Origin of the sequence: Paenibacillus sp. FSL W7-1279 (assembly GCF_037969845.1) — a bacterium.
Lineage (GTDB): Bacteria > Bacillota > Bacilli > Paenibacillales > Paenibacillaceae > Paenibacillus_AQ.
This window is the reverse complement of record NZ_CP150215.1, coordinates 2786074-2806833: the sequence shown is the minus strand read 5'-3', so window position 1 is coordinate 2806833 and position 20760 is coordinate 2786074. Positions and strand designations below refer to the sequence as shown.

Sequence of the window (20760 nt, the reverse complement as noted above, 5' to 3'; positions counted from 1 at the left end):
CCTCCATACAATCATTCCATACATGTGTATGCAAGACATGGGCGAATGTTGAATGAAGTGGTCCAAATAAATTCATATGATGCTAAAAATATCAGATTTTTTTTTGCAAATCCCAGAGCTATACGGCCGAATCCGCGCGCTTCTGCGGTTTTTTTGCCGTGGGCGCCTTATACTTCTTTGAAATATTCAAATAGTATTCCAGCTCATGGCATAGCTGCAGGATCGCGGAACGGACCTCGAATTCTTCGCGAGTCGTCGGCAGTTCCATCTCCTTGAACCTGTCCTCCAGCTCAATCAGCAATCCTTCGGACTTGCCCGTATATCCTTCGGCAACGACATCCTTGCTTAATTGATCGAATATTTCCGCCGTCAGCACACCGTGAGGAAGCCGCTCGTACACCTGGGATATTTGATGCATCATGCTCTGGATATTCTCCATCTGTTCCTTCCGCATATAAAAATAGATGTTCCAGGAGCCGTCTGGATGAATCATCTGGTTCTCCGATGCCCGCTTCGCTTCCTCAATTCCTTTCTCAATCTGCCGGTTGGCCTCAATCAGCTCTTTCCCGTCCCATATATGTTCAGGATCCCGAAGCGTAAGCGAGAAGTGACGGAAAATGACGGAGAAGAGCCCGTCCACCTTCTGGCGGATCTCCATCATCGCTCCCTCGCTGTTCGGCATATAAACCAGGTTCACAAGCATCGCCGATCCGAGACCGATGATCAACAGTTCAATTTGGGTGAGCAAAATGTCCATCCCGATCTCTTCCCCCTGGAACACCCGAAACACCACGACCGAGCTGGTTACGATGCCTTCCTTGAAGTTCGCCTTCGAAATCGCGGGAAAGGCAAGCAATATGTATAGAGCCAATACCCAATAATGAAATCCGAGAAAATAAAATAGAATACACGCCAGCACCAGACCCAGCAATGAAGCGAACAATCTGGACGATATGGAGCGCACACTCCGTTTTCGCGTGACGTCAACGCCAAGTATAGCAAGAAGACCGGCGGACGTAGCCCCCGGTATGTTCAAGGCATCTGTAATTAAGATGGCAAGCAGGCTTGCCGCAGCCGTTTTGATGACACGAAATCCCATGTGATGAAGAGCCTCCAGGCGAGTTGATGATGACTATATATGTTTCTTTTTATATGACCACATATATAAGGTATCTTCATCCTAGCTTATTTTTATGCCATAAACAACCATGCCTGGGGGCAATAGACCAAGCCCATTAACGATGAGTCAGCAATTTCCTTTCTATATATACCACCATTTGATACATGGCTGTTGCCACGACGGCGATAATGAGCAGACTCGACAGCACAAGCGTGAAATTGAATACCTGAAACCCGTACATAATCAAGTAACCGAGACCCGATTTGGCGACCAGAAATTCGCCGACGATAACGCCGACCCACGCCATGCCCACATTGACCTTGAGCGTTGATACGATCGCCGGATACGAAGCTGGCAAAATAACCCGCTGAAACACCTGGCGCTTGGTTCCGCCGAACGTCCGGACGACCTTGATCAGATTGGAATCCACCTCATGAAAACTGTTGTATACAACAAGCGTGGTCACGATGACCGTGATGGATAACGTAGTGACAACAATAGCCGTAAAACCTGCGCCAAACATCACGATAAATATCGGACCCAGCGCTACTTTCGGCATACTGTTGAACACAACCATATAGGGATCCAGAACCTTGTTAAGAAACGGTGACCACCAGATGAATACGGCGAGCAGCGTGCCTACCAGCGTACCGAGCAGGAATCCGACAACCGTCTCCCCTACCGTGATCCCCAAGTGCCCCCATAACTCGCCGCTGATCATATTCCCCCATATGTTGGCAAAAATTTTGGTCGGATAGCTGAAGAGCAGCACGTCTATCCATTTGAATCTCCCCGCCGCTTCCCACCAGATAAAGAATAGCAGCAGCATGCTAAGCTGGACGGTCAGCACGCGTCTGCGTAAACTTTTCTTGCGCTTCATGTGTTTTACATAAATATCCTGGAGCCAGCCCTTCGAAGAAGAAGCATGAGGCTCATCCCTTGATGTCATAGGCTTCACTCCTTCCCGATCGTTTGCATTTCGCCCCAGATCTCATGAAACAATTCGTTGAACCCCGGCTCCTTACGAGCATAAAAAGGCTGTACCTGACGTATGTTCTCAGGAATATTGAACATTCGGTGAATCCTCCCCGGGTTGCGGTTCAGGAGAATGACCCGATCGCTCATCGCAATGGCTTCGGACAAATCATGGGTCACCAGGATGGCGGTCTTCCCGCGCTCCTTCAAGGTGTCCACGATCAGATCTTCAAGCTGCAGCTTCGTCTGATAATCGAGTGCGGAGAAAGGTTCATCCAGCAATAGCAGGCCCGGATCCGTCGCCAAGGTCCTTACAAGTGCAACCCGCTGTCTCATTCCGCCTGACAGCTGGGCGGGATAGAGGTTGCCGCTGTCCCCAAGGCCCATCTCCTTGAGCAAACTCTGTACGATACCGCGACTTTCCGGATTCAACCGCTCCGTCAGTTCCAAGCCGATTAAGGCGTTATCCATAATGGTGCGCCAAGGAAATAAATAGTCCTGCTGCAGCATGTACCCGACCGCCGGCGACGGCCCGTTTACCGGTTTGCCGTTCACATAAGCGGCTCCTTTGGATGGCTGCAGCAAGCCGGCAATGACAGACAAAATCGTTGTCTTGCCGCAGCCGCTAGGCCCAACCAGGCTGATGAACTCCCCCGGTTCCACCTTCAATTGAATCCCTTCCACAGCCAGAGAGGCTTCCCGATCCGTGACATATACGTGAGCGATATCATTCAATTCAACTACCGGTACCATTGGTGCTCTCTCCCTTCGTTCTATGGATTAGGCTATTTCATCATTTGGCTTGTTTCGCTTTCTCGGCAAAGCTGTTGTTGACGATTGTTTCAGGCGCTACACGTTCTTTCAGTTCCCCGGCCTGCTCCATCACGTCCAGCAGATTGTTCCATTCCGCCTCGTCCACGATCGGATCGGTCGCATAGCTGCCCTGCTCCTTGTAGCGTTTAACGGAAGACACTACGATGTCGCGGTCGCTATCCTTAAAATAAGGCATGATTGCATCCGCGATATCTTCGGGGCTGCTCGCATCCACCCATTGCTGTGCCTTGTACAGGGCATTCGTAAACTTCTGCACCGTGGCATCGTTTTTGTCGATAAAGCTCTGTTTTGTCATGAATACGGTATATGGCAGTCGTCCGCTTTCTACGCCAAAGGAAGCCACCACTTTGCCACGGCCTTCTTTTTCAAAGATGGAGGCCTGCGGTTCAAAGAGCTGAACAAATTCACCGGTGCCGGAAGCATAAGCAGAGGCGATATTCGCAAAATCGATATTCTGAATCAGTTCCAGGTCCGAGTGCGGATCGATCCCTTTTTTACGGAGCGTAAACTCGCCTGCCATCTGCGGCATTCCGCCTTTACGCTGACCAAGGAATACTTTACCCTGCAGGTTGTTCCAGTCAAAAGCGCCCTCATCCCTGGCCATCAAAAATGTCCCGTCTGTCTGCGTCACCTGTCCGAAGTTAATGACCGGATCTTCAGAGCCCTGTTGATACACGTAAATCGAAGTTTCCGAGCCGACAAGTGCCACATCGATGGCTCCTGACAGCAGGGCCGTCATCGTTTTGTCTCCGCCAGGGGTCGTCTGCAGCTCGACATCAAGCCCCTCTTCCTTAAAAAATCCTTTTTCCAATGCGACATACTGCGGCGCGTAGAAGATCGAGCGCGTCACTTCGCCAATCTTGACCTTCGTAGCCGATCCGCCGCCACGGCACCCGGCAAGCGCCACTCCGCAAACAAGCAGCATGGTTAACGCCAGCCCCCACCATTTTTGACGCTTCATCGTAACCCTCCATTCCCATTGACCCTTTGTTTCTTTTCAGCATATGCATGTGCCTGCCCAAAGGTTAAACGCCTGATAGATATGCTGGGGGCTATTCATTTGGCATGATCGATCGTAAACCGTCTATCAACGTATTTTGTCGGAAGACAGACCACGGCTAGTGGAAGCTTTTCTAGCGAGATAAGGATTGAAGCTTCAGAGTTGTATACTGTCTTAATACAAAAAAAACGCAGCCACTTGGGCTGCGTTTATAATGTGGATCAAAGTTTGTAAATCTCTTTATACTTCTCTTCGAGATAATCGGCCAAATAGTCCGGATTCAATTCTTCTCCGGTGACGCGCACGATGATCTCGGACGGCTTCTCGCTCTTTCCGTACTTGTAAACCTTGTCCGTCAGCCATTCCTTGATCGGGGCGAGGTTCCCCTCTTCGATAAGCTGGTCGAGGTGCGGCAGTTCTTTACGCATCGTGTGAAGCATCTGAGCCGCATACATATTGCCAAGGGAATACGAAGCGAAATATCCGAAATCCCCGCCGGACCAGTGAACGTCCTGCAGAACGCCCATTCCGTCATTTGGCGGCATAATGCCGAGGTATTCTTTATACTTCGCGTTCCAGGTCTCCGGCAGATCCTTCACGGCCAAACCTTCGTTAAAGAGTTTCTTCTCGATCTCATAACGAATAATGATGTGCAGGTTATAAGTAAGCTCATCCGCCTCAATTCGAATCAGAGAGTTCTCTACCTTGTTCGCGGCCAAATAGAAATCCTCGATGTCTACGTCCTTCAATTGTTCTGGGAAGTGCTGCTGCAATTCCGCGAAATAACGGCGCCAGAACGGACGGCTGCGACCAATCATATTTTCCCACAGACGGGATTGAGATTCATGGATGCCCATCGAGGTACCGCCGGAGAGCGGCGTTCCTGCAAGCTCTTTATCGATATTTTGCTCATAAAGGGCATGCCCGCCCTCATGCAAAGAGCTGAATACCGCACTTAGCACATCGTCCGGAAGATACATGGTCGTAATGCGCACGTCTCCAGGGTTTAAGCCCGTTGCAAATGGATGCACACTCTCGTCCAAACGTCCCGCTTCAAAGTCGTAGCCCATCTGCTCCAGCAGGAACAAACTGAATTTCTCCTGCTGTTCTTTCGGGAACAGCTGCTTCAAGAAGTCCGTTCTCGGCTTGTAGGGCGATTTCTGGATCGCATGAACCAGCGGTACCAGGCGCGCTTTCAGACGGTCAAAGATAGCATCCACCTTTTCCACCGTTAAATCCGGCTCATACATATCAAGGAGTGTGTCGTATCTGGTGTTTTTCACGCCCCAATAATCAATAAACTCTTGCTTGAACGCAACGATCTTCGTTAAGTAAGGTTCGAAACCTTCAAAATCGCTGTTCTTCTTCGCTTCCTCCCACTTCGTCTCCGATTGGGCGGCGAGAATGGAATACTCCTGAAAGCGTTCAGGCGGAATGGATTTGCTCTGATCGTACACCTTCCGCACTTCCGCAATCATGCGGCGTTTGCGATCATCCAGCTGCTGCACCTGTTCCGGCTCCGAAAAAAATGATAACAGCTGACCCATCTCTTCCGATATTTGCAGTTTAAATGCCTCTGTAGATAAAACCCCGATCGTTTCTGAACGGATTTCGGTTCCCTTGCGTGGAGCACCCGTCCGTAAATCCCAATGAAGTAGGCCAATAGCTTCGTAATAACTCATAATTTTGCGAACCAATCGATCAAATTGTTCCCATTGTGGTAAATGTTGTACTGCCATTCCGGCACACCTTCTTTTTTTATATTAGGATTTTTCTTTACTCTATTGATGATACTTTTTACAAGGTATATAATCAACTTCCAGAAAGAATAAATAACAACATACATATAAAGGAGTGTCAGGAGGCCGTGAATATTCAACTCACCCGGCAAGCCGAGCTGAAGCTGAAGGACAAGCTCGGGGACAAGCCGGGCGCAATCAGGCTGATCTATGACACGGAGGGATGCGGATGTGCCGTCAACGGCGTCCCAAGCCTGCGTATTGTAGATGAGCCGACGACGGAAGATATCGCTGTCGAGACAGGCAGCCCGGTGCCGTTTATCGTAAACCGCAAGCAGGCCGTTTTTTTCGAAGAGAAGATGAGGCTCGATGCAGATCCAGCCACTTACTCCTTCCGGCTGGACAGCAGCGGACAGAACTATGGCACCAATATTCAAGTATTAGATGCCAGAGCGTAACTACAACAAATAAATTATAGATACAAAGGAGAGAAAATCGATGGAAAAACACCTTAACAGCATACTGGAACACAATCGCAGCTTTGTAGAGAATAAAGAGTACGAATCCTACCTGACAGGGCGTTTTCCTGAGAAGAAACTCGTCATTATTACTTGTATGGATACACGATTGGTTGAACTGCTCCCTAAAGCGATGAATTTCAAAAATGGCGACGTCAAAATCATTAAAAATGCCGGCGCGATCATTTCACAGCCCTTCGGAAGTGTTATGCGAAGCGTCATGGTTGCACTGTACGAGCTGCACGCCGAAGAAGTCATCGTTGTGGGTCACTACGAATGCGGCATGGCTTCCTTGAACGCGGATGATATGATCCAGCATATGAGAGACCGCGGCATATCCGATGAAGTGTTATCCACGCTGGAAAACTCCGGCATCCGGTTATCCAAATGGCTTCGCGGTTTCGATAACATTACGGACGGCGTAAAAAATACGGTGAGCCTGATTAAAAACCACCCGCTTCTTCCTCCAAACGTTCCCGTTCATGGCATGGTCATCGACCCTAACACCGGCGCGCTTGATCTGGTCGTAGAAGGATACGAGAACGAATAATTCAATCAAAGTCAAATGGAAGCACAAACGCATACGCGTTTGTGCTTTTTTAGTCACAATTTTGCCAAAAGCAGAGAGAAAGCCCCCTCCCCCAGTTGTCAAACCATACAGTTTCAGTGTACACTTTTTAACAACCGGACCGATAGGCGGATGACCATCCACGCCTTAGCGTCCACGATATGCGTTTCAAAGGGAGTTATGTCCATGAATACGTTGTCATACGGCTTGTTAGGCTTACTAGCAAGAAGAGAATCATCAGGATATGATTTGATGCTTCGAATACAGCCCTTTTGGCAGGCCAAACACAGTCAAATCTATCCCCTGCTGTCCAGCATGGAGGAGAAACAGCTGTTGTCCTCGCACTGGGTTCAGCAAAGTGATAAACCGGACAAGAAAATTTATGCGATTACAGAAAAAGGCATGCAGAAGCTGCGTGAATGGATGTACCAACCAATCGCGCCTGCAGTCACCAAGGATGAACTTTCTCTTCGAACCTTTTGCCTGTGGCTGACGGAGATCGGCATCGCCGTCGATATTTTCGAGGACCGCAGAATCGGGTATCTGGAGAAAAAACGTTATTATGAGCAGATTTTAGAGGGAATTCCGGAGGATACCCGCGAGATTGGAAGCAAGGCTTTCAGCAATTATGTACTCGCTACCAAAGGGCTGATGATGGCTGAAACCGAGCTGAAATGGTGTGATTGGGTACTGGAATTACTGAGACAGCAGCAGCACACAACAGCCTCAAAACATGGTCGCACAAATTTTGAAACCTTATCGTGACTCGTCCGTATTACTCTTTATTACTCTAAATTTACTGGGAGGTTCGACAGAACACGATGAAAAAAGTATTGACGATTCTTGTAGCGATTACACTGTTCTTTGTAGCGCTGACGCCTGATTCCGCAGATGCCAGAAGAGGTGGCGGAGGTTTCAAATCCGGGACCAAGTCATACAACAGCACTCCGAAAAAGGATACTAATAATGTTCAACAAACGAACAACCGTTCCAATACAGGGGCAGCCGGCAACACGAAAAAACCAGGATTTTTCAGCGGCGGCAGCTTGATGAAAGGACTTATGATCGGTGGTCTGGCTGGCTTGCTCTTCGGCAGCATGTTCGCCGGCATGGGCTTCATGGGCGAAATCATGGGATTGCTCATTAACCTGATCGCAATCTGGGCTTTGATTATGATCGTTATGGCTGTTGTACGCTCCGTGAAGAATCGCCGTAAACAAAACGAGCCTCGCGACAACAACAATAACAATAATCGGTACTAATCCATGGTTCTAAGCATGGACGAAATCGTCAATGCGGTCTGCCTTCATCAGGCGGAACGCAGAGGCGTCAAACCAACCGATGTATCGCTTGAGCTTAGCTGGGACGAAGATACCGGATATACAGCTGAAGTATGGGTCGGCGGAAGAACGCAATATTTGATTGAGGCTAACCTCATCGAAGCTATTCTCCGCTACCTATACTCCGAATACAATATCCGCGCTTACAGTGAGCAAGTACGACTTGAGCTGGAAGACGAAATTATCGCAATCGTTCAGCAATAATACCATATATCGTAAAGCAGCCGCTTCGCTAATATGCGAAGCGGCTGCTTTTTTGATTACCTAAGATAAGTTCGTACATATGATACCCCCTACTCGCGTACAGCCGAGGCACCAAATGCACGATCATCAACGAGCTCATAGTACGATTGGTTTATAATTCAATGCCTTATCAACGATTTCCTCAGGTGTCAGATCTTTTTCCGGCCAAAAAATCAAATTGCTAATGTCGGGGTGGGGAACATTCCGCTGCAGCAATTCGATCCATTCCCCCACCTCTTCCTCGCTGCCTTCCCCATTATACAGACTTGTCACCAGATCAACGATTTGCGCTTTCGTTAATTCGTTCATGTACGGCTCCTTTCTTGTCATCGACCCAGCGCCGAATAAATTCCTTCTCAGACTTATTCAACCGCTCCCCCCTCGGTATCAACTGCCTTCATGTTTTTGTCCGGCTAAACCATAAAAGAAAAGCTCCATCAAGGTCTCCATGGTGTCGCTGACATATTCCCGGTTCCCCGAATTCCAGCGCCGCCCCAGCTCATTCATGAACATCGAGAAATACAGCATCGTGACCTCTTTGGTTTGGTCCTTATGAATATACCCTTCTTGTTTCCCCAGCGCGACAAACTTCATAAAAAAATCTTTCACCTTCTCCTCGCTATACTGCTGGATGGTCTGACTTATGCCGCGCTCCTCGGAGGTTTGGAAATTCCGAAACTCTTCCGATAAAAAGGTCAGATTTTTAGCCTCCAGCAGCATGATTTCTTGGGTCTTTTCGGCAAATGTGCGCCCGGAATCCAGAATGCGCTCATACAGCGCCAACTGCTTGTCCGTCCAATCCATGATCATATCCATATAGAGCTGATCTTTGGTTCCAAAATAGTTATATATCGTAGCAGGCGACACGCCTGCCTGTTGGGCGATTTCGTTGACGCTAACCTTTTGGTAACCGTGCCTCGAAAAAAGCTGGAAAGCGACAGCGTAGATTTGTTCCATTTTTTTATGCTTTCTGCGTTCATACCCGTTCATGTGTTCTCCACCTCAAATGAAGTATAAACCAAGTTTTAGAGTGATTCAATATTCTCACTACAAAACAATTGACATTCACCTACTCGAAGTTATACTCTTTTTGTAGTACATCGCTTTATTTACTACATAACTTCAAATTAAATTACGAAGAAATGAGGGCGGTAAGAAATGAAAGCAATAAAGATTCCTTCGATTCTGCATGAGGTTTTCGGTGAACAGCAATCCGTTGGCACGATTCTTGTCATCTTGGCGTTCGGCGGGTGTCTGACCCTAGCGGTAAGCCTTGTTTTTCCGGATATCCTGCATTCTTTGCCTTTATGGCGAGGTATCCTTGCTTTATTGCTTATTTTCGATATTTTCTGCGGCTGTATCGCCAATTTCACCCGCTCGACCAGTAATTTCTATGCAGCCCGTAAAAAACAGCGGATTGTGTTCATCGCCATTCACGTTCATATCCTCCTGGTCGCCGTATTGCTGGATACCGACATGGTGTATGCGGTGGGAATATGGGCATATACCATCGCTGGAGCTGTGATCGTGAATGCGCTGATCGGGAAATCATCGCAGCATTTTGTAGGAGGCTTGCTCCTATCGATCGGCATAGGGGGTACGTTCTTGCTGTCCAACATCCAGCCCTACATGTTATTGGCCGGCACCCTGTTTATGCTGAAAGTATTGTTCAGCTTCGCTGTCGATCATTATGGGGGCGCAGAACAACGGGCATGAATCCTGCCCCGCACTCTATCAAGATCCGTTTCCCATTCTTCCAGTCTATATCGGGTGTCATTGACCTGTGCTGTGAGATTGTCGATAATAGTAGATAGTAGAATAAGTTCACTATCTTCAAGGGATTGGAGCTATGTAATGAAATATCATAATCTGGAAGAATGCATTATGGATCTGGAGAAACATGGGCATTTGGTTCGTATACATGAAGAGGTTGATCCTCATTTGGAAATGGCAGCCATACATATGAAGGTTTATGTTGCAGGCGGCCCGGCGCTGCTGTTTGAAAATGTAAAAGGTTCGAGGTTCCGCGCGGTCTCCAACCTGTTCGGGACGATCGAGCGCAGTAAATTCATTTTTCGGGAAACCTTTGCATCCACGCAAGACGTCATTGCGCTGCGCAACGATCCGATGAAGGCGCTCAAAAATCCGTTCAAATATGTCGGGACAGGATTAGCAGCTAAAACCGCGTTACCTATCAAAAAAACGGGGGGGCTGCCACCTGGGTTTCAGGAAATCCAAATTTCTGATATGCCGCTAATTAAACACTGGAAGGACGATGGCGGTGCTTTTGTCACGCTGCCTCAAGTCTATTCGGAAGATCCGGAGAAGCCCGGCGTCATGAATTCGAATCTGGGCATGTACCGGGTGCAGCTGACAGGCAACGAATATGAAACGAACAAGGAAGTCGGCATCCATTACCAGATCCACCGGGGCATCGGCATTCATCAAGCGAAGGCTAATAAATTGGGGCAGCCGCTTAAAGTAAGCTGTTTCATCGGGGGCCCCCCTGCCCATACGATTTCAGCGGTTATGCCGCTGCCGGAAGGCATGAGCGAGCTAACCTTTGCCGGCTTGCTGTCCGGACGCCATTTCCGGTACAGCTATGTTGACGGCTACTGCATTAGCCACGATGCGGATTTCGTCATAACAGGGGAGATCCATCCCGGCGAAACCAAGCCCGAGGGACCTTTTGGCGATCATCTGGGCTATTACAGCCTGGTCCATCCGTTTCCCGTCATGCGCGTGCACAAGGTTTACGCCAAACAGCAGGCAATCTATCCATTTACGGTAGTCGGAAGACCGCCTCAGGAAGATACGTCCTTCGGCGAACTGATTCATGAACTGACCGGCGGTGCCATCCGGCAAGAAATCCCGGGTGTCAAAGAGGTGCATGCAGTGGACGCTGCAGGAGTACACCCCTTGCTCTTTGCCATCGGCAGCGAACGATATACCCCTTATCAACAAGTAAAACAACCGGCTGAGCTTCTCACGATTGCCAATCGGATACTGGGCACGGGTCAATTAAGCTTAGCCAAGTATTTGTTCATCGCGGCGGAAGAGAAAGAGCCTTTAAGCACACATCGCATCGAGGACTTCTTGACCTATATATTGGAACGCATCGATCTGCAGCGGGACATCCATTTTCAGACCAATACCACGATCGATACACTCGATTATTCCGGGACCGGACTCAACACCGGCAGCAAGGTCGTATTCGCGGCAGTCGGGGATAAAAAAAGGGATTTGTGCCATGAGGTGCCTGAAGCCCTAAAGGATCTCCCGGGATACACGCTAGCAAAATGGATCATGCCCGGCATTGTTGCGATCCAGGGAGTCCCTTTTGCGAGTTATGCCGAAGTGGAGCAGGAAATGGCTAGCCTAAGCGATGCAATTCGCGAGCGAGGTTCGCTCCCGTCTTGTCCGATGATCATTCTGTGCGATGACAGTGAATTCATGAGTGCGACCGTGAATAATTTTCTGTGGGCAACCTTTACGCGCAGCAATCCTTCCCATGACATTCACGGTGTGAACAGCCGCTATGAGCACAAGCATTGGGGCTGTGATACGGTCATTATCGATGCCCGTACGAAGCCGCATCAGGCCCCGCCATTAATACCGGATGAAGAGGTCGAACGCAGCATCAAGCGTTTATTTGCAGACGGAGGCAGTTTAAGTCGGATTCCGATACGATAAGTGCTGGGCAATCCTAAAGCGGACGACTAACATTAAAATGAATGCAATTTAAATGGGCTGGTCCTTTTAAGGCCAGCCCGTTGTTATATAATATTTTATTATCTACTTGGGAGGATGTACATGTTTCCAATACTAGAGACCCAACGATTAAGACTGCGGGAGATCCAGCATCAGGATGCCGGGGCTATCTACAGCTGCTTCTCGAATGATGACGTGACTCGCTATTACGGACAAGACACACTGACCACCCTCGAGCAGGCTCTCCATTTCGTTGAGCTCTTCGCTAACAATTACAGGGAGAAACGCGGAATTCGATGGGGCATCGAAAGGAAAGATGCCCAGGGTCTCATCGGCACGATTGGGTATAACGTATGGTCCCCGCGGCATAAGAGGGCCGAGATCGGATATGAATTACATCCTGCATTCTGGGGACAAGGTTATGCAAGCGAAGCCGCCTCTGCCGTTATCGCATATGGTTTTAAGGAGCTTGGTCTGACGCGCATCGGTGCCGTTGTTTTTATCGAGAACCAGGCTTCCCATGCCCTCCTGACCAAACTCGGTTTTGAAGCAGAAGGTATTCTTCGCCAGTATATATATCAAAATGGCGTGGCGCACGATACGCGGGTGTACTCATTATTAAAGAACCAGCTTCATTTGCGTTAGAGGTTGTACATAAACCGCGGAAGATTATTCATCCGGGGATTCATTGGCATCCAGAAATGGTTTGTTCACAAAATAATACATAAAACCCATCAGCAGCACGCCGCCAATCAAATTGCCAATCGTTACCGGAATCAGGTTATGCAGTACGCCTTCCAATGAAATCGTGCCGGGATGGTTCAGTACGAGCGCAATGGCAAAGGTGCACATATTGGCAATGCTGTGCTCGTATCCTGAAATGAAGAAGCAGAATACAAACAGCATCATGGCAAACATTTTGGCCCCGTCGCCCTTCAATGACATCGGGATAAAAAAGGCAAGGCACACGAGCCAGTTACAGAGAATAGCCCTGAAAAACAGCTGCACCGTCGGGGTGGTCATTTTGTGCTCAACCACATCAAGCAGAAAACCGTTCACGGATGAATCCATGAAAAGCCCGGTCAAAAATATCAGCAGCGCAAACGTGCACGCCCCCAAAATATTCCCCGCGTAGCTGAATACCCACAGCTTGACGACCTCCAGCCACCTTAGTTTCTTGCGCAGAGCGGCATACGTGTAGTAGAACGTATTCCCCGTAAACAAATCCCCTCCCCCATATGCGATTAGAATGATCGCCGCGCCAAATGTAATGGCGGCCATCGGGTAAGTCAGAGGGGAATGTTCCAGATAAAAGAAGTTGCCTGTCTTAAACGCAACAATGACACCGAAGCCGATAAACATGCTGGCAAGCATGGAGCGGGCGATGTAACGAAGATGGCTTTGTTTGAAAATTTTGTGTTTTTTGAGAGCAAGCTGCTCCACCTTGAGTAATGATTCGGTTTCCATAATTCCTCCTGAAAAAGTCGGTTCTATATAGATTACACGATTTTTCCAATAATTCATATCACCTCAAGCATCATTACCCCATTCTCCCCGATGAAACATACATGGTGGGCAGAACTCGATCCACTCCGGGTATCAATTCTGATATTTCATCTTCATAGAATCGTAACCCAATGCCGCTTCGCCTCCACTATTATGGGAAGATAAGTTTGACACACTTGTTTGATGCACAGTGCATGTGGTAATTAGTTGTTACAAAGGAGAGGATGCAACATGAACTTGAAACATCCAGCAAAAAAAGCAATCGTCGCCTTGACCATGGCAGGCGTCTTCGGCGTAAGTGCAATCGGCGTAAATCATGCTGTTTTTCCGCTTCAGCAAGCAGAAGCCGCCCAGGCCGCAAATACCGGCGATTATGCCGCAAAGCAAGCGCTCAAGACACTTAACAGCTTCTATAAACCCGCTTTAAAGGGACATTTCCCTGGAGCCGTCAGCGGTTTAACGATTGGCAAAAGCACGAAGCAGGACGTGTACAAAGCCATTGGCGAGCCTTCCGTGCCCGGCAAGCATGCCGATGCCTTCGATGTATACGGGGCAAACATGGGGAATCCTGGCTACGCCTTTTCCTATAAACTGAACAAAATCCGCGAAATGCGTTACTTTGGCACGAACGTGGAACGGCAGACCAACATCGGCGGCATCACCATGAAAATGCTGAAGCAGAATTGGTTTGCACCGGATGCCACAACCACTTTCAAAACCGGAAAAATCAAACAAACCAAGCTCACTTACAACCGGGGAGAGTACAAATTAGAGTTCATCTTTAACAGCAGCACAGAGCTGGACCATATTAATCTGCTGAAAAAATAACCGTGATTGGAAACTCTTACTTTCCCAATAGCATGTTCCAGAATACATCGGAAAAGCCCGGTCTCTTAGAGCCGGGCTTTTCCGATGTATGAGAGATTTTCACAGCAAATACTGAAACAACATATCATCCAGCCACTCCTGGCTGTATTCCATCCGCTTAAATCCGGCAGCCAGCATATCCACTTGTTCCACTAACACATGAGACTCATCGGTCCCTTCCCGATAGCGGCTCAAAAAATGAAGAAACACATCCACCATACGCAAGCGCATGAGAATCGGTATTGCGACAATCTCCTCGGCGCTCAGCCGTACACGTTTGGCAAATCCTTCGCAAAACCGCCTGATGGCCTCCCTCTCGTCCGCCATTCCCATAAACCCCGATATGACGACCGCAGGCTCCATCGCTCTTACATCCTGTGTACAAAATTCAAAATCAAGCAAAGCGGTGACCGTATGCGGGTGCTCTGCGTCTACCAGCAGGTTCGAAAAGTTCAGATCGCCATGAACCAACTGCTGCGGCAGATTTTTTAGCGATTCAAGGCTGCTGCATATATCGATGTATGCTTCTTTTAGCAAATGGAGTGCCTCTCCTTGATCCTTGAATGCCGGTGGCGGCTGCATGCAAAAATCAAGTATGAACGTCTTGTTGCACACAGGATAAGACTGAAGCAGCTCGTAATACGGCGGGTACACCGGCTTCATTTCGATTGAACAAACCGCCAGGGCATTCACCAGTTCCCCCGTCTTCTCCCCGAAGGAATACGCTGCTTGAATGCTGCCTTCTTCCGGACGTACTCCCTCAATGTAGGTAAACAGGCAGGCGTAACGCTCACTCCCGTCCTGAACCCGAACCATCTTATCGCCAGACATGGATGGAATAGGAGCCGGAATCTTAAAGCTCAGCGGCACCCGCTGCAGCGAGTCCAGTACCGCAAACTCGAATTCGATTCTTGCCCTGTCTCGATGTGTATTGTAAATGCGCATGACCGAACGGCGTTGTTCATTATGAATAAAATGGGTCGTATTGTTCCAACCCGTAGGACCTTTAGCCAGTTGACCGTCCCACTCCGGCCAGTTCGCTTGCAGAAGCTGTTGAATCATGATTTTACCTCGCTTACCTGTTAAATCTTATCTTATATAAAGTTATATCGAATGGATCGTCATGTCTGTGCAACTTCTTCCGTTTTCGTCACAATGACCTTTACGCCAAGCTCCTGAATCCGGTCCATAACCTCCTGATCCGCCTTCTGATCGGTAATTAACACATCCAGATCTTCGACGGCACCAGCTCTGGCAAAACCATCCTGTCCAAGGATCCGATGCGTTGCCAAGCCAATTCTGCGGCGGGATACGGCAGAGACCGCGCGTCCAAAAGCGGCAACTTCTGGTGTAGCGACGAATATTCCCTCATCGGAAATACCGCCTCCGCTAACGAAACTGATATCAAATTTAAATTGACGGATAAATTCGTTAGCCAGCACGTCCGTGATATTTCCGGAAGGCTTCACCCGTCCGCCAATTAAATAAGTGTCAATCCATTCGCGCTCTCGCAGGGCATCCGCTACACGCATGCAGTTGGTCACGATTGTCAAGGGCATCTGTTCCGGAAGAAACTTCAGCAGTAAGTAGGTAAGCGAGCTGCTGCCAATGAATAAGGTATCTCTTTCTCGGACGTATGAAACGGCTAATTGAGCAATGGCGTACCCTTCCGGAGAGCCTTCACCATACCGCTGTTCCGGAGCCAAGGGCGGCTGCCTGACTTTCATGGAGGGGATGGCGCCTCCGTGCGTTTTCTGGAGTAAACCTTGCTCCTCCATGATTGTCAAATCCCGACGAATCGAATCAATCGATATTTCAAACCGCTCGGCCAAGTCCTTGGCAATCACCCGTTTATCTTGATGCAGCAAAGCAAGAATTTTCTGACGACGTTCCTCGGCAAACATTCCTGATTGATCTTGCACCATACAATTATCCTCCCGTTTATTCATTTTATTCCCACTTCACAGCTTGATTATATTCATTTATGTTCCGCTTTTCAAGTAATATTCTTCCGTTTTATTAATTTATATGCGTCCTCATTCGCGCATAATCCTGAATGTGCATCATCATCATAATACAACATATTTCATATTCTACTTTCTATCCCTCACCACACGGAAACCGCAATTGCCCGTCGAGCTGTCGGGCGTATTCCCGCTGCGTGCCGCGACTCGATAACGGTTGCAATAGGATCTGTGGCACAGGTACGAACCGCCGCGCATCGACCTTCTACCCGTAGACTCACCAAAGAACGGATTGATGGCCGAGGTCATTTGATGATAAGTCGGGCTAAACCAATCGCCGCACCATTCCCATACGTTGCCGGACATGTTATATAGTCCGTAACCATTCGGTTTATAGGCATCTACCGGCGCGGTACCGATAAATCCATCACTTGCGTTATTTTTAACTGGAAATTTACCCTGCCATATGTTGCATTGATGCTCTCCGTCCAACTTCAGCAGATCTCCCCAAGGATAGGTCCTGCCCTCCAAACCGCCGCGCGCAGCATACTCCCACTCCGCTTCTGTGGGAAGCCGCACACCGGCCCAATGGCAATAAACAACCGCGTCGTTCCAGGATATATGTACAACCGGATGGTCCATTCGGTCTTCGATGCTCGAATCCGCTCCCTCGGGTGCAGCCCAGTATGCGCCTTCGACCACCAGCCACCAAGGCACTTCCTGCGGAACTTGTGCAACACTTGCCTTGGTCTCCTCCGTAGCCAGCAGTTCAAATACAAACGACCATCCGAAATGCTCCGCTTCCGTGACATAACCGGTATCTTCCACGAACCGTTGAAACTGTTCATTCGTAACCGCATACGGTGAGATTTCAAATCCGGAAATGGTCACGCTGCGAGCCGGACCCTCGCCGTCACGCGGGAACCCTTCATGTGAATTCGTGCCCATCGTAAACGTCCCTCCAGGGATCGTGATCATGTTGGAATGTAGCTCAAGATGAGACTGGTCATGATATTGGCCTTCACTTAGACTGTCTTGATGATCCTTCGGATCGGCTTCTCCCAACTGTACTTTCGCTCTCACGCCGGCGCAGCAAGAATGTTGTTCTCCCATGTTCGTTCCTCCTATGCTAGATACAGAGAACAGGACAACCACTACCGGAGCGGTTATCCTGCTTCACTTTAACTATTTATTTTATACGAATTCCTGGGGATGGCGACGCATCAATTCCGGCACCGCTTCCCCTCGGCCTGTATTCTTCAAACGCTCGATATACCGGGGCAGATGACCTTTGGCATGGTAAGGTCCTCCCTCCTTCATGACCGTCCACAACGGGTCCACGTCATACGGCATCGTTGACATCATATGATCATGCCATTCATTCAGAAGGTATACAGCCTCCCTGCACAGATCCGGTCTTTCAGCTGCCCGATTGTACTGCTCGTGGACATCCTCGGTGATATGGAACAGCATTTCTTTGTCGAACAGATGATAGCCGTCATGATACGTTCGAATGTAGAGCCATTCTCCAAATCGCACGCTTCGCTGACAGACATGGGCGCATTGAGAAACCACCAGATACTCCCTGCCGCCGCCTTTACCGGTCCGCAGGCTCTCCGCATAACTGATGCCATCCCAGCTACGTACCGGCGCAACGTTCAAATATTCCGCCATCGTAGGGAGAATATCCAGATGATAGTGGAGCTCGGGATCCGTTCCCCCCTTCACGATGCCAGGCCCCCGAATGATCATCGGGATACGGCAAGTGCCCTGATCCGCTGTTCCGTGTTCTCCATAAATGCCAAGCTCCCCCATGTTCTCACCATGATCCGCGGTAATGATGACAACCAAATCATCCATTACTCCCTTGTTCTCCAGCAATTCGAAGATCGCACCGATATGCTCGTCCATATGGCGAATGCCGCAATCATAGCCGTCCACCATGGTCCGCAGATCCTCCATCGTCCTGATCTCTCCGGGATGACGCGGATAATCGGGGGATACTTCACTATTATACATGTTAATTTCGTTCACCCCATGCGGTCCGACCTTCTTCTGATGCTCTTGAAGCACTTCTTCGGTAATCCAATCGGGAAGCGGTTCCTGCTCGAAAGGATTTCCCAGCGACTGGGGTGCCCGATACGGTGTGTGCGGATCCCAGAAGTTCACATAGAGCATCCAGTTATCTTCATCGGCGTTGCGATCCAGCCAATCCAGCACGACCGGAGATACTTCTTCTGCCGACTCCAACCCGCCCTTACCCGTATTATACATTTCATTGAAGCCCGCGTAGAAGGTCCAAGCCGAATGACGTTCACCGAACGGACTGATCAAAGCGGTCTTCATGCCGGCCCTGCGGAATATAGCTGGAAAGCTCTCCGACCCCAGCTTGTCGCGGAAGTCACGGGTGATACCTTCATGGCGCACATCGGCAGCCGTGCCTCCATGACCGACGACACCGTTATGAATGCCGAACTTACCTGTCATCAATGCGGTTCTTGAAGGAAAACATGGAGCATCCGAGGTATAGTAATTGTCAAAACGCACGCCTTCCGCCGCAATTCGGTCAATATTCGGCGACGTATTCCGATGATAGCCATAACAGCCTAAATGATCCGGCCTTGTCGAATCCAAATCCAGCAACAATACTCTCATATCCTCATCGATTCCTTCCTCATCTGAATTCACTTGATATTTCTCAAGACTTCACATGTCAGCGTTTACAATTTTTCTGCATTTGTTTGAAATTATAGGCCACGATCCCTGCAGAGTCGATGTACATTTTGTCACTATGTTGTACGATTCTACTCCGATTTGAAATAACAGGATCACATAATCGAATCAATGAGTACTCAAATGAAGCATTATTGTGCTAGGCTATAGGTATAAAATCACTGCGGGGTGTTGTCCTATGATCCAATTGATGAGCGTGAATTTTGATGATTACATACCGAATTGGCGAACCCAGCTGGAGACGATTGAGTACAATGTCCTTGTTGTGGTTAGAGAAGGCAAGGTGAGATACGAAATCAACGGGGAAGACATCATTGCCGAGCAAGAAGACGTACTCTATATCCCTCAGTCGACGAGACGAAGCGGAGGCAACTGGAAGGACACTTCACATCAGAAGCATACCATTCTCTTTACATTGGATCGTCAAGAACCCACAGGAATTCCATTTCTGGATGCGGGTCGATTCATGAAATTCAATCTCTCTCATATCCAATATGTTTACCGGCGCTGTGAGCGCCTGTATGAGGAAATGCGGGGTGGAAAAAGCTACCGTACCATGATCTGTCAGGGCATTATGCAGGAGCTCATCGGCATGCTGGCCCGCGAGCTCGAGAAGAATGAGCTGGCACCCAGCAAACGAAACTACGCGGATACCATCAAATCGTATCTGCTGGAGCATTACCGCGAACCTATCGAAATCGATCGGTTAGCGAAACTAATCCATCGCTCTACGAGTTATGCTGCAGCCCTCTTCAAAGAGGTATACGGTCTTTCACCGATCCGGTATATGCATCAGCTGCGCGTGCTGGAAGCGTGCAGCCTGCTGCTTCATTCGGACATGACCATCGCTCATATCGCCCACTATTTGGGTTATTATGACACGTCCTATTTTTATCGAATGTTTAAAAAACATACCGGCCTGTCGCCCTCCGACTATGTACAGCAAGACGATCGGTCCGATATGTCCATGCTGTTCACTTAATCCTCGCTCGTCTTCATTCATGTTTTTAACGGCTTCTGCCCCGCAAACTGGATGACATGGGACAAGCCCTGGTGCCCCTGGCCCTCATGACGAACGACCTCTCCCATAAAAAAGTGGACTATGCGCCAATCTGCAAAGGGCTCGAGGAAATCCTCAGGCACGTATAAAAACTGCTGATCCTGCGGTCCCCCGCTGCGATAAGGAATCTGGTACGGTGAATATACCTCAGTGAGGAAATATCCTCCCGGCTTCACCGCTGTCTTCACGCCTTCTAAAGTCCTCGTTCTCAATGCCTTGGGAAAATGTCCAAACACGCAAATGATCTCATCCCATTGGTCCTGCTTCCACAACGCATCGTGGAGATCCACAAGCTCCGTGCGAATCTGCACACCGCTTGCTTCCGCCAGTCGAATGGCTTTGTTCAGGCCGGATTCCGCGTAATCCCATACGGTAACGTTCATGCCTTCCCCGGCCAGGAACACCGCATTCCGTCCTTCTCCCTCTGCGATAGCCAGTGCGTCTCCCGTTAAGCCTAATTTCTTATGCATATCGGCAATAAATACATTCGGGTCCGTTCCAAACACGTATTCATCTCCCTGAAACCGCTCATTCCATGGATTCATCGTTTTAGCACCTCTTTCTTTAAAATCAACGCCATTC

The 20760-nt window shown here is 49.0% G+C and carries 23 protein-coding genes; 10 read left to right on the top strand and 13 right to left on the bottom strand.

Going from position 1 to position 20760, the window contains the following annotated elements:
* Positions 1-118: 118 nt before the first annotated feature.
* From MKY82_RS12440 to MKY82_RS12420, 5 genes are all read right to left on the bottom strand, one after another.
* A complete protein-coding gene (locus MKY82_RS12440) occupies positions 119-1099 on the bottom strand; it encodes an aromatic acid exporter family protein (protein ID WP_194542041.1) in 981 nt (326 codons plus the stop codon).
* Between the two features lie 136 nt (positions 1100-1235).
* Positions 1236-2069: an ABC transporter permease gene (locus MKY82_RS12435; RefSeq protein WP_194542040.1), complete on the bottom strand. Its 834-nt coding sequence runs from the start codon at positions 2067-2069 to the stop codon at positions 1236-1238.
* Positions 2070-2074: 5 nt separating this feature from the next.
* The gene (locus MKY82_RS12430; RefSeq protein WP_194542039.1) at positions 2075-2848 is read right to left on the bottom strand and encodes an ABC transporter ATP-binding protein; all 774 of its coding nucleotides are present in this window, start codon (positions 2846-2848) and stop codon (positions 2075-2077) included.
* Positions 2849-2888: 40 nt separating this feature from the next.
* Positions 2889-3890, bottom strand: coding sequence for an ABC transporter substrate-binding protein (locus tag MKY82_RS12425; protein WP_339296180.1), 1002 nt, complete (start codon positions 3888-3890; stop codon positions 2889-2891).
* 260 nt (positions 3891-4150) lie between these two features.
* A complete protein-coding gene (locus tag MKY82_RS12420; RefSeq protein WP_339296179.1) occupies positions 4151-5668 on the bottom strand; it encodes a carboxypeptidase M32 in 1518 nt (505 codons plus the stop codon).
* Between the two features lie 128 nt (positions 5669-5796).
* Here MKY82_RS12420 and MKY82_RS12415 point away from each other — a divergent pair, with 128 nt between their 5' ends.
* The 5 genes from MKY82_RS12415 to MKY82_RS12395 all read left to right on the top strand — a co-directional run bounded on the left by MKY82_RS12415 (position 5797) and on the right by MKY82_RS12395 (position 8298).
* On the top strand, positions 5797-6126 hold the full coding sequence (locus MKY82_RS12415) for an iron-sulfur cluster biosynthesis family protein (RefSeq protein ID WP_216531065.1): 330 nt from the start codon (positions 5797-5799) through the stop codon (positions 6124-6126).
* Positions 6127-6166: 40 nt separating this feature from the next.
* Positions 6167-6736 (top strand): carbonic anhydrase, encoded by a 570-nt coding sequence (locus MKY82_RS12410; protein ID WP_071218255.1) that lies wholly within the window; start codon positions 6167-6169, stop codon positions 6734-6736.
* Between the two features lie 204 nt (positions 6737-6940).
* Positions 6941-7519, top strand: coding sequence for a PadR family transcriptional regulator (locus tag MKY82_RS12405; RefSeq protein ID WP_113056814.1), 579 nt, complete (start codon positions 6941-6943; stop codon positions 7517-7519).
* Between the two features lie 56 nt (positions 7520-7575).
* Positions 7576-8016, top strand: coding sequence for a hypothetical protein (locus MKY82_RS12400; protein WP_113056815.1), 441 nt, complete (start codon positions 7576-7578; stop codon positions 8014-8016).
* 3 nt (positions 8017-8019) lie between these two features.
* Entirely contained in the window at positions 8020-8298 is a 279-nt protein-coding gene (locus tag MKY82_RS12395) for a YxcD family protein (RefSeq protein WP_071218258.1), read from the top strand.
* A 135-nt stretch (positions 8299-8433) separates the two neighbouring features.
* Here the strand turns inward: MKY82_RS12395 and MKY82_RS12390 are convergent, their stop codons facing one another.
* Both MKY82_RS12390 and MKY82_RS12385 read right to left on the bottom strand, forming a co-directional pair.
* Entirely contained in the window at positions 8434-8646 is a 213-nt protein-coding gene (locus MKY82_RS12390) for a bacteriocin immunity protein (protein ID WP_194542034.1), read from the bottom strand.
* Between the two features lie 78 nt (positions 8647-8724).
* Positions 8725-9327 carry a TetR/AcrR family transcriptional regulator gene (locus MKY82_RS12385; RefSeq protein WP_339296178.1) on the bottom strand — a complete coding sequence of 201 codons (603 nt, stop codon included), beginning with the start codon at positions 9325-9327 and terminating at the stop codon, positions 8725-8727.
* 168 nt (positions 9328-9495) lie between these two features.
* Here MKY82_RS12385 and MKY82_RS12380 point away from each other — a divergent pair, with 168 nt between their 5' ends.
* The 3 genes from MKY82_RS12380 (at position 9496) to MKY82_RS12370 (ending at position 12693) form a co-directional block, all read left to right on the top strand.
* Positions 9496-10053: a hypothetical protein gene (locus tag MKY82_RS12380; RefSeq protein ID WP_339296177.1), complete on the top strand. Its 558-nt coding sequence runs from the start codon at positions 9496-9498 to the stop codon at positions 10051-10053.
* Positions 10054-10191: 138 nt separating this feature from the next.
* Entirely contained in the window at positions 10192-12030 is a 1839-nt protein-coding gene (locus MKY82_RS12375) for a UbiD family decarboxylase (RefSeq protein ID WP_339296176.1), read from the top strand.
* 120 nt (positions 12031-12150) lie between these two features.
* On the top strand, positions 12151-12693 hold the full coding sequence (locus MKY82_RS12370) for a GNAT family protein (protein WP_220685772.1): 543 nt from the start codon (positions 12151-12153) through the stop codon (positions 12691-12693).
* Between the two features lie 24 nt (positions 12694-12717).
* Here MKY82_RS12370 and MKY82_RS12365 read toward each other — a convergent pair whose 3' ends face one another.
* Positions 12718-13515 carry a formate/nitrite transporter family protein gene (locus tag MKY82_RS12365; RefSeq protein ID WP_220685773.1) on the bottom strand — a complete coding sequence of 266 codons (798 nt, stop codon included), beginning with the start codon at positions 13513-13515 and terminating at the stop codon, positions 12718-12720.
* Between the two features lie 270 nt (positions 13516-13785).
* Here MKY82_RS12365 and MKY82_RS12360 point away from each other — a divergent pair, with 270 nt between their 5' ends.
* Positions 13786-14382, top strand: a complete 597-nt coding sequence (locus tag MKY82_RS12360) for a YjgB family protein (RefSeq protein WP_220685774.1) — start codon at positions 13786-13788, stop codon at positions 14380-14382.
* Between the two features lie 99 nt (positions 14383-14481).
* Here the strand turns inward: MKY82_RS12360 and MKY82_RS12355 are convergent, their stop codons facing one another.
* The 4 genes from MKY82_RS12355 to MKY82_RS12340 form a co-directional block, all read right to left on the bottom strand.
* Positions 14482-15483: a phosphotransferase gene (locus MKY82_RS12355; protein ID WP_339223174.1), complete on the bottom strand. Its 1002-nt coding sequence runs from the start codon at positions 15481-15483 to the stop codon at positions 14482-14484.
* A 59-nt stretch (positions 15484-15542) separates the two neighbouring features.
* Positions 15543-16325: a DeoR/GlpR family DNA-binding transcription regulator gene (locus MKY82_RS12350; RefSeq protein ID WP_220687466.1), complete on the bottom strand. Its 783-nt coding sequence runs from the start codon at positions 16323-16325 to the stop codon at positions 15543-15545.
* Between the two features lie 189 nt (positions 16326-16514).
* The gene (locus MKY82_RS12345; RefSeq protein ID WP_220685776.1) at positions 16515-17498 is read right to left on the bottom strand and encodes a formylglycine-generating enzyme family protein; all 984 of its coding nucleotides are present in this window, start codon (positions 17496-17498) and stop codon (positions 16515-16517) included.
* A gap of 81 nt (positions 17499-17579) precedes the next feature.
* Complete coding sequence (locus MKY82_RS12340) at positions 17580-19040, bottom strand: sulfatase (protein ID WP_220685777.1); 1461 nt, start codon at positions 19038-19040, stop codon at positions 17580-17582.
* A 256-nt stretch (positions 19041-19296) separates the two neighbouring features.
* On the opposite strand from MKY82_RS12340, the gene MKY82_RS12335 reads away from it, so the two are divergent.
* On the top strand, positions 19297-20100 hold the full coding sequence (locus MKY82_RS12335; protein ID WP_339296175.1) for an AraC family transcriptional regulator: 804 nt from the start codon (positions 19297-19299) through the stop codon (positions 20098-20100).
* Positions 20101-20117: 17 nt separating this feature from the next.
* Here the strand turns inward: MKY82_RS12335 and MKY82_RS12330 are convergent, their stop codons facing one another.
* The gene (locus MKY82_RS12330) at positions 20118-20723 is read right to left on the bottom strand and encodes a class I SAM-dependent methyltransferase (protein ID WP_339296174.1); all 606 of its coding nucleotides are present in this window, start codon (positions 20721-20723) and stop codon (positions 20118-20120) included.
* Positions 20724-20760 lie beyond the last annotated feature (37 nt).